Raw genomic sequence first — 9,987 nt, 5'->3', positions numbered from 1 at the left:
TAGAAGGCCGGACCCGGTTCCGGCGCGGCCGCCGTTTCGTACTGGATGCCGGCGAGCTCCTCAGAGTAAAGCGGCAGAGGCCGAATCGTCCAGTCGAATTGAAACTGGTTGTCGAGCAGCACCCCCTTCGTAATGCCCTTAGGGTCGCGAAGGAGCGGACCGTAATTGATGCGGCCCATATTCTCGACCAATATATCAAGTCTTGCTCCTCCGGCCGGCACCGAAATATCGAGCGGCTCATTGTTCCAGCGCTCGATCACGCCAAGCGGACGACCGTCCAGGAACACAAGCGCCCTATCGTGAACGTCGCGGATATGGAGCTTCTGATTGTTGCGCGGTCCTCTGAGCTCCGTCGAATACAAGATGAAGCCGTAGCTTTGGCCAAGCTGCTCCATCGTCGCCGTCGCCGTCATCCGCACCGGCTCGGACAACACGTCCAGTTGCGTAAACAATCCGCTCCGCTGCGCAAGCGCAACCTCCCCGTATGCGCGTTTCGGAATCGGCGCGGGCAGCGCTCCTCCTTCCGGAATGCCGTGTTTCTCCATGACGGCCCGCACGGCCCGGTATTTGTCCGTCACGTCGCCCCATTCGGTCAACATCGCGTCATAATCGTAGCTGGTGACGGTAGGTTCGTACTGGCGTATATGATTGGCTCCGTTATAGAAGCCGAAGTTCGTGCCGCCATGGAACATGTACACGTTGACGGACGCTCCGCTCTCAAGCATATCGTCCATCACCTGCGCCACATCGGCGGCATCCCGCACATGATGAGGCTCTCCCCAATGATCGAACCAGCCATTCCAGTATTCCATCACCATAAGCGGCTCATCCTTGCGGTACTCTCTATACTTCGCGAATGATTCCGCCGCGCGGGAACCGAAATTAACCGTCGCGTGCACATCCTCGATCGTCCCTCCCAGCAGCATCTCGTCCGTCGGACCGTCCGAGGTGAACAGAAGCACGTCGATGCCACGCTTCTCCAGCCCTTCGCGAAGGTATTGCATGTAGGCGGTATCGTTCCCGTAGCTGCCGTATTCGTTTTCGACCTGCACAGCCAGAATCGGTCCGCCGTTCGTGGACAACAGCGGAAGCAGTTCGGGAATCAGCACATCGTAATAACGGTCGACATGCGCCAGATAAGCGGGATCCATGCAGCGAAGCTGCGTTCCCTCCTCTCTCAGCAGCCAGGCCGGCAAGCCGCCAAACTCCCATTCCGCGCAAATGTAAGGACTTGGCCGCACGATCACATGCAGACCCAATTGCCCTGCAAGCGTAACGAAAGCCGCAACATCGGCTAATCCTTGAAATTGAAATTCCCCTTGCTGCGGCTCATGCACGTTCCATGCTACGTATGTTTCCACCGTATTGAAACCGCATGCCTTCAATTTTCTGAGACGATCTTCCCAATAATCCGGCACGACCCGAAAATAATGAATGGCCCCCGACAAGATTCGGTAAGGCTCGCCGTCCAACGTATATTGTCCATTGCTCCATGCCAGCACGCTCATGCTGCAGCCAACCTCCTTTGATCCAATCACACGCCAACCTCTCCACAGAATTGGAGCTTGTTGCTCAACCGTTCCGTTACAGACAGCGGTACGCGGCCATTCGCCTGATGACCGGCTCCGCAGCCGCTTCCGTAATGCGCAGCCGCAGCTTCTCTGCGACGACGGGCGGGAATGCTTCTATTTTTTTATGCCCGATCGCGCTACCTTCGTGCAACACCTTCCAAGCTCCGTCCGCGAACGCTTCCAGCGCGTACTTGCGAACCCGCTCGCCGTAAGCGATATCCTCCATTAACACCGCATGATCGATAACGGCCCCCATCGGCAGCGGCAGCACTGTCGTATACGCGGCATCGTCCGCGAACCCGGCAGACTCGGCAGCTTCAGCCGCTGCTTCCTCCACTCCCGCCGTCTCCGCTACGCTGCTGCCGAACCGCCGCCGGATTTCGTTGCCGAATTCGATCAAGCGCGCCGCATCGACTTCCGGGAGCAGGCCCCGGTCATCGGGGGCCGCATTTAGCAGCAGCGTCGCGCCATGCCCCACCGAGCGGTAATAGATGTCCATCAGATCGTCCAGGGATAGCAGCAGATGCTCCTCGCCGGGATGCCAGAACCAACGATCCTTGCGGATCGGGACATCGCACTCCGCCGGGACCCAGCGCGGCGTCTCGGGAAGCCAATGCGAAGTCGAATTGGTGAACATGCTGGCCCGCGCCGATTCGGCCGTGTTCCAGCATGGATACGGAGCGAGCCCATCCTCGTTGCCAACCCAACGAATCGTCGGGGCGCCCATGTTGAACACCATCGCTTGCGGTTGATATTTCTTGACCAGCCCCATGATGCGCGGCCAGTCGTATTCTCGGCCCTCGGAGCCGGCGCCGTCGAACCACACTTCGACGAGCGGACCGTAACCGGTCAACAGCTCCTCTAATTGCCGGGCATAGAAGTCGTCGTATAGCGCCGGATCGGCATAAGACGGTTCATGCCTGTCCCACGGCGAGACATAGATGCCGAAGCCGATGCCCTCCTCCCGGCAAGCGGCGGCGCATTCCGCCACCACGTCTCCCTGCCCGTTCTTCCACGGGCTGGAGGCAACCGAATAATCGGTTGTAGCCGTCGGCCATAGACAAAAACCGTCATGATGCTTCGCTGTCAGAATGAAGTATCGAAACCCGGCCTCGCGGGCAGTCCTGACCCATTGGCGGGCGTCCAACTTGTCCGGGTTGAACAAAGCGGGTGAATCCTTGCCTTCTCCCCATTCCTGATCGCAAAACGTATTGATGCCGAAGTGGCAGAATAAACCCAGCTCCATATCCTGCCACTCCCGCTGAGCGTTCGTCGGAAGCGCCAGCTCATGGCGAAGAGTAATCCCTTGCGTCTCGTTTCCCATCATCTCTCACCTTCCTGCTGTTCTTATTTCATAAAGGAGGAAAGCCGCCTTACGCGATCGTTTGATCCCGTCAGACGGCTCTTCCGGCCACTATCGAAGTCTTTTATTTAATGACGCCTTTTTCGTTGATGATTTTGGTCGCTTCTTCAACCATCCAGGCCTGTACTTCGTCGATCGGCTCATTGCTCAGCATATATTTGCTGAAGCCGTCATTGATCACTTTCGTCAATTCGGAGGTTGCGGTCGTCATCACTTGCGCTCCGTCAAGGAACTGAATGTCTTCGCTGAACAGCGAATACTTGAGCGAATCAACATCATACATATCTTCTTTGCCGGCAATCAACTTCGTCAGCAATTCCTCGTTGTTCGCTTTTTTGTAACCCGAGAATTCCATCCGGTTGTCCGAATCGGCAGTCGTCATGAATCTCATCAGCTTAAAGGCTGCTTCCTTATGCTTGGACGTGGCGCCCATCGCAATCTGGCTGCCGCTCGTGAAATATTTACCTTCATAATCTTTCGGCTCAGAACCCGCAGGCGGCACTGGCACCGGAGCAAATGCCGTCTTGAAGTCATGCGGATATTGCTCGGTGTTGCCCGGATCCGGAATCGTGAAGTTGCCGGTCAGAATCATGGCCGCCTCTTCGTTGAAGAACTCCGTACGGTAATTCAGTTTGGCAGCGAGTATATCCGCATAAGGTTTCGACGTTTTGTCCGTTTCTTCCATGCCTTTGCGCAGCTCGAAGAAATATTTGTACGTCGGATCGGCCAGGATCGTCGTTCCGTCATCATACAAGAACGGATCTTTCATCATCGTTTGCGCCGGGGCATTCATGTACAGCTCCCATGTGTGGAAATAAGAGCCGTAACGTTTGTCCACGCCTTCGCCTTGCGTTAGCTGCTTGGCGTATTCGCGGTAGTCGTCCCATGTCCAACCGTATTTCGGAACTGCCAGACCCGCTTCATCGAGCATGTCCTTGTTCAACATGACATAGTTGACGCTTTTCGTAAATTGCATACCGTAGTAATCCTCGCCTACTTTTGCATTTACGAAGTATTCGTCTTCCGGCGTGAGATTTTCGTTCGTGTAATACGTATTCAGCGGCTCGAACGCCCCGCGAGTCGCTCGCTCCAGTACAGAACCGAGACTTGGAAGCTGAATAACGTCGATCGCTTCGCCGGACGAGATCAGGAAATCAAGCTTTTGCAGCATTTCCACGGAGTTGCCCGGAACCAGCACGACATGCTCGACCTTGATGTTGGGATTTTCGGCCGTAAATTCGTCAAGCATGCCCCGCGTGCCGACCGCTTGCGCCTCGTTATCCCAGTTATAATACTTGATCGTAACTTGTTCTTCTTGCGGCTTGCTTTCGCCATTGCCCGGGCTTGGCGATGCGGACGGCGTATTGTTGTTGTTTCCATTGCCGCATGCGCTCACTACAAGCGTACTCGCCAGCACCAAGCTTAACAACGTGTTCACTTTTGATCTGCCTCTCATCTTCATCATTCGACTTCCCCCTGTGTCGGTTAGTAAGTAATAAGACGTTCCCGCCTGTGTCTTCAGTATAAGGATCGTCCTTCTTGTGGAAGTGCACAATTTTGCTCAAATAGGCATACGATTTTGACCTTTGCCAGGCACCTTACCCTTTCACGCCGCCCAGCGCAATGCCGTTGATGACCTGACGCTGCAAGGCAATGAATACAATAACCAGCGGAACGATCGCCGAGAGCGCGGCCATCATCATAATGGCGTAATTGTTCGTGTAATCGTCCCTGAACAAGGTCATGCCTAGCGGAATCGTGTACAATTCCCGGCTAAGCAGGAAGATGAGCGGATTCTGATAATCGTTCCAGGTCCAGATAAATTTAATGATGGCCACTGTAGCGAGCACCGGCTTGCACAGCGGCACCATAATCGAAGCGAAGATCCGGACATAGCCGGCCCCGTCCATTCTCGCCGCCTCGATAAACTCGTCGTTGATACCATTCATGAATTGGCGCAGCAGGAAGGTGAAATAAATGGAAAACATGCTCGTTAATATAATCGCCGCATGCGTATCATATAATCCGAACCAGCGTATCAACATAAACCGCGGTATGAGCGTCGCTTGATCCGGAATAATCATAAACGAAAGCAATGCGAGAAACACCATGTTCCTGCCGCGGAACCGCAGCTTGGTCAGCGCGTAAGCCGCCATGGAGGAAATAACAAGCGTGATCAGCGTCGTAATAATCGAAACCTTGAAGGAGTTTAAGTAAAAATCGGTAAACGGAACCCGCCCCATCCAAACCGCCTTGAAGTTATAGATGACATTGATCTTATCGGGTATCCACTGGATGGGAAACCGCATGACATCCTTCTCGAATTTGAACGCCGATGACAACATCCAGATCAGCGGCACCAGAAACACAATCGATAACGCGCCCATAATAATCGTGGTAACCCATTTTGATATATTGTTGCGTATATGCGCCATACTCTCGCCTCCGTTCTTGTTGGTGTTAAACATCGTCCTTTTGCAGCTTCCAGGTCAGGGCGGTCACGATGCCGATCACCGCAAACAACAGCCAGGAAATAGCCGACGCATAACCCATGTTGTAATATTTGAAACCTTCTTCGTAAATTCGGAATACAAGCACCGTCGAGGAGTTGTTTGGTCCACCCTGCGTCAGGAAGGCGATAATATCGAATACCTTGAAAGAACCGATCAGCATGGTCACGAACAGGAAGAAGGTCGTCGGGCGCAGCATCGGAATCGTAATACGGAAAAACTTCTGCAGCGCCGTGGCGCCGTCGATCTCAGCGGCCTCGTACAGCTCGTCCGAAATGTTGGTCAGACCGGCCATGTAGATAATGATCGTATATCCGAGCGCTGCCCAGGAGCTAATAATGGCGACCGCCAGCAGCGAGGTTTTCGGATCGACGAGCCATTTGGGGGGAGTGCCGATGCCCAGATCCATCAACAGCTGGTTAATAGGGCCAAGCGAAGGATGGAACAATGCGCTCCATACGGCAGCTACCGCAATAATGGAAGAGATATAAGGGATAAAAAAAGCGACTTTAAAATAATCCTTAAAAAAAGTGTTTCTGTGGAGCAAAACGGCCAGCACGAGCGCCAGCGCGATCGGCAGCGGCACGGTCAGCACCGTATACAATAAATTGTTGAGCAGCGCCTTGACAATGGTAGGGTCTTCCGTCAGCTTGATGTAGTTATCCAGTCCGATAAACTTGACGCCGGATATCCCCGACAGCAGATCCCATTCGGAGAAGCTTAAGTATAACGAAAATCCCAGCGCGAATACGTTCATCAGCAGCATGCCGATTACTTCCGGCGCCAGAAACAGCCAGCCGATAATTGCTTCTTTTTTTCGCGGACTCCAGAATTTGCGCTTGATTGGTTTCTCTGCAATAGCAGGCATGTTGGCAGCTTCCATGTTGTCTCACCTCTACCTTTATCATTCTTTGTTATAAGCATAAAGGATAGACGGGGACGTCCCAAGGATGGATTATGACCTGTCGCGTGCATAATTTTGACCCTTCCTTTTAAGCTCTGGCTTTCGAATGGAACGTGGAAAAAGCCGCTCTGCGATCGATCGCATAGCAGCTTTAACCTTTAATACTACTTGGCGTTTTTGCCCGGCGCGGTGTGTTTCAGCTTGTATTCGCTCGGAGAAATGCCAATATACTTTTTGAACACTTTCGAGAAGTAAGTACGCTCCGAATATCCGAGGCCGATCGCCAACGATTCCAGCGTCTGGTCGGATGACTTCAACATTTTGGCGGCGATTTTCATTTTGTACTGATGGACATAGTCGGTAAAATTAACGCCCGTCAGCCGCTTGAAGTAGCGGGAGAAATAGCTGGGATTCAAATAAAGATACCTCGCGATGTCGATCGACGTGATGTTTTCCGACAAATGCCGGTCAATAAACTGCTGGATCACCTGCAGCTTCGGCTCCTGAACCGCCTTCTCCGACCCGTGCTTCGGGGTTCCCGAAATTTCGACCAGCTTTCTGACGGTCAGGGCCGAAGCGTCCGCAATCGTCCGGGTCAATGACAAATAATCGTACAACGATTCATCCCGCATGCTTTCCGCAAACATCATCTCCATCCTGCGCAGCAAGTAAACGACGTCCCGTATAAATTGATCAGGCTCGGTGCGTTGCTGTCTGGCGGACTCTCCCATCTGCCGAACGATGTCGGACAGAACATTCGCATCCTGAACAAGCAGCGCCCGCTCCAGTCCCGGCTTGAAATGCTCCAGGAAACGCGGCGGAGCCTGCAGAAACATATGCTGAAGCAGCACGCCCAGATCAGGCACAACGGGATCATCGCCTTCGTAGAACTCGAATTTGCCATGCAGCAGCTGCTGGTACACCGATCCGATCCCCCGCAGCTCCAGCTTGTCGGTCATGGACATGATGCTGAGCCCTAGCTTCAATACACGCTCGCATTGGAGTCGCAGCTCCTGCATAAACTTGCTTAATTGAAGCTCTGCATTTCTGGCCAGATTAACACGAAAATTATGAAGGACGACCAAATGATCACCGAGCAGGAACACTGTCACTCCCTCGTGAGGTTCGGCCAGTTCCTGCGCGATGTTGTAGACCGCATATAATACAAGCGACAAATCGCCATGATCATAATGATCGGCGAAGGTGATATAGTTCACGTGCACGATACTGAACATAAACCACGGGTAGGACCAGGATACGCCCAATTGAGCCGCTTGCTCGCGTGTTGCGTCCGCCTCGAGTCCGTGAAGCACGCGCTGGAACAGACCGTGTTTGTACAGCTCGGTGCTGTACCCAGTCACCTCTGGCTCCAAGCGAGTCGCCTTGGCTTTGAGCAATCGCAGCGCCTTGCGCAAACTTTGCTTCAACTGCTCGGCCGTCAGTTGATCCTTGAGCAGATAATCGTCAGCGTTCAGCTTGACTGCCTGCTGCGCATAATGGAAATCTTCATGACAGGTCAAGAAGATCAGCCGGACATCCGGCTTAAGCTCCGCAAACGCGGCAGCAAGCTCCAAGCCGTTCTTCTGCGGCAAACCGATATCGGTAATGACGATATCCGGCATCGTCTCCTTGAACAGATGCAGCGCCTTGGCGCTCGAATACGTCGCTCCGACGACGCGTAATTGCATATCCTCCCAAGGCAGCATCTGCTGCAGCAGCTTCAGCATGGGCACATCATCGTCGATCAGCAGCACTTTATGCATTCTGTCCGCCCCTCTCCTGTCCTGACAAGCTGCGATCTATCATCGGTTGATTCAGCGTCAGAACGACCGTTACGCCTCCTTGCTTATTCCGACGCATCTCCATCGTAGTGCTTGGCCCGAATGTCAGGCGGAGACGCTGAAGCACATTAACAAGCCCAACGCGCTCATAAACGGAATGCTCCTGCTCGTCATCGCTGGCGAGCCGGACATTTAGCCGCTCCAGCTCCTGATCCTCCATGCCGGAGCCGTTATCCTCGATCGCGATGACGACGCGGCCCGCCTGGCGGCTTCCTTGTACCCGGATAATCGGTTCGGGCTCATCCGTCAGCCCGTGCACGATCGCGTTCTCAACCAGCGGCTGAAGCGCCAGCTTCGGAACGATAAAGTGTTCCAGCCCGTCCTCCAGCTCCACAATCAAGTGGAGCGGAATTTCATTGCGTATTTTCATAATGTCGATATAATGTCCCAGCAGTTTGCATTCTTCCTGCAGCATTGCCGGCTCGTTTACTTTCAGATAGGCCCGCAGCAGGCTCATCAACGAATCGATCGTGCCGCTGTGCAGCAGATCTTTCTTCAGGATGAGACTGCATTTGATCGAATTAAGCGTATTGATGAGAAAGTGAGGCCGGATCTGCATAAATAGCGCCTCCAGCTCCATGACCCGCTTCCGCTCCTGCTCGTTCTCGATATCGGAAATCAAACTTTTGATCTGATCCAGCATCGTATTCAACGTATGGCCAAGCTCGGCGATATCGTCCTGCCCTTTGACCTCGAGCCGCGCATCCAGATTGCCGCCGCCGAATTGGCGCACAACGCGCTGAAGCTTTTGAATCGGGTTATGCAGTCGTCTTGCAACAAACATGGAAAAGACGGAGAAGATGATGAAGGAGATGATGACGATGCCGAAGCCCACGTAGAAGGTTTGCGACATCCGGCCGAAAATTTCTTGCTCCGCGGCTTCGTACACAAGCGTCCAGTTTGTTTTCCCCAGCGTCACCTCGGATCGAAATTCGATCTCCGCATTCGGCGATCCGTCCGGTTCAATCTTCTCGCTTCCGGCGATTCTGATACCGGCCGCATCGAACAACGCCGTTTCGCCAAACTCGACATTTTGCAGCACTTTTTCAAAGTAAGGCTGCGCCAGGGAGATCAACAGCACCGACAACTCTCGGTTCTCCTCCCGGTCGTATATGACGCGGGCGATAAAATAACTGCCTTTGCCCGGCGTCGCCCCGTCGGCCATGCCAAGCCATTGCAGCGTTTCCGGCAGCTTCATGTTTACCTTCTCCATCAGCCCCGGCAGATTTTTTTTGATAAGCGTCAAGTCCGTTGCCGAGTTCGACGCAATCATAAAGTCGGCGCGATTAATCAGATACATACTAATATAATTGTTCAGCGGTTTGGATGAAATAAGCGACAGTCCGTCCCCGATCCAGACAAAGCTGCTGTAATCCTCGTGGGAGCCCAATCTGCCTGTATCCGCAAAATCCTTCAAATAGCTGTGGAAGTTGCTGTCGTTGACCATAAAATGCGAAGAAAAACTAATATCGTCAATCGTTTTTTCAATCTCGGCAGCCATCACGTTAAGCAAATTGTCATTGCTCATCTGCAGCTTCTCTACCATGTTTTGCCGAATGACAATAAAGGAAACAATCGACATCGTCACGATAGGCAGCCCGATTAACAATAGAAAAGACAGCTGAATTCTGCGATAGTAAGTACTTCTAAACAAGCCGATCGCCTCTTTTCCCTTTAAGAGGTTGTTCAAAAAGTCCGCTTCCCATCACGAAGTATTCCAAGAAGCGTATTCGGCATCGAATCTTGAATTCAGGCGAAACTTCCGGTGCTCACGTAGCTTCCACTACGCTCCGCTCCT

Annotated in this window: 7 protein-coding genes; all 7 read right to left on the bottom strand. The window is 53.2% G+C overall.

What is annotated here, in order from left to right; genetic code table 11:
- The coding region (locus PAT3040_RS28825) for a glycoside hydrolase family 35 protein (RefSeq protein ID WP_373863982.1) at positions 1-1,538 on the bottom strand (1,538 nt) is incomplete at its 3' end.
- A gap of 46 nt (positions 1,539-1,584) precedes the next feature.
- Complete coding sequence (locus PAT3040_RS28820; RefSeq protein WP_108995389.1) at positions 1,585-2,895, bottom strand: alpha-L-fucosidase; 1,311 nt, start codon at positions 2,893-2,895, stop codon at positions 1,585-1,587.
- A gap of 103 nt (positions 2,896-2,998) precedes the next feature.
- Complete coding sequence (locus PAT3040_RS28815; protein ID WP_256975881.1) at positions 2,999-4,399, bottom strand: ABC transporter substrate-binding protein; 1,401 nt, start codon at positions 4,397-4,399, stop codon at positions 2,999-3,001.
- 133 nt (positions 4,400-4,532) lie between these two features.
- Positions 4,533-5,369 carry a carbohydrate ABC transporter permease gene (locus PAT3040_RS28810; protein WP_087570343.1) on the bottom strand — a complete coding sequence of 279 codons (837 nt, stop codon included), beginning with the start codon at positions 5,367-5,369 and terminating at the stop codon, positions 4,533-4,535.
- 25 nt (positions 5,370-5,394) lie between these two features.
- On the bottom strand, positions 5,395-6,327 hold the full coding sequence (locus PAT3040_RS28805; RefSeq protein WP_256975880.1) for a carbohydrate ABC transporter permease: 933 nt from the start codon (positions 6,325-6,327) through the stop codon (positions 5,395-5,397).
- A gap of 185 nt (positions 6,328-6,512) precedes the next feature.
- A complete protein-coding gene (locus tag PAT3040_RS28800; protein ID WP_108995388.1) occupies positions 6,513-8,111 on the bottom strand; it encodes a response regulator in 1,599 nt (532 codons plus the stop codon).
- A complete protein-coding gene (locus tag PAT3040_RS28795; protein ID WP_258235206.1) occupies positions 8,104-9,879 on the bottom strand; it encodes a cache domain-containing sensor histidine kinase in 1,776 nt (591 codons plus the stop codon). Before PAT3040_RS28795 ends, PAT3040_RS28800 begins: the two co-directional genes overlap by 8 nt.
- Positions 9,880-9,987 lie beyond the last annotated feature (108 nt).

This window comes from Paenibacillus agaridevorans, assembly GCF_003112455.1.
Classification (GTDB): domain Bacteria; phylum Bacillota; class Bacilli; order Paenibacillales; family Paenibacillaceae; genus Pristimantibacillus; species Pristimantibacillus agaridevorans.
This window is presented reverse-complemented; position numbering and strand designations above follow the sequence as displayed.

What these genes read in the sequence shown, in the direction of transcription:
- PAT3040_RS28805 (WP_256975880.1), bottom strand. Translation starts at nt 6,327, where the DNA reads ATGGAAGCTGCCAACATGCCTGCTATTGCAGAGAAACCAATCAAGCGC.
- PAT3040_RS28820 (WP_108995389.1), bottom strand. Translation starts at nt 2,895, where the DNA reads ATGGGAAACGAGACGCAAGGGATTACTCTTCGCCATGAGCTGGCGCTT.
- PAT3040_RS28810 (WP_087570343.1), bottom strand. Translation starts at nt 5,369, where the DNA reads ATGGCGCATATACGCAACAATATATCAAAATGGGTTACCACGATTATT.
- PAT3040_RS28800 (WP_108995388.1), bottom strand. Translation starts at nt 8,111, where the DNA reads ATGCATAAAGTGCTGCTGATCGACGATGATGTGCCCATGCTGAAGCTG.
- PAT3040_RS28815 (WP_256975881.1), bottom strand. Translation starts at nt 4,399, where the DNA reads ATGATGAAGATGAGAGGCAGATCAAAAGTGAACACGTTGTTAAGCTTG.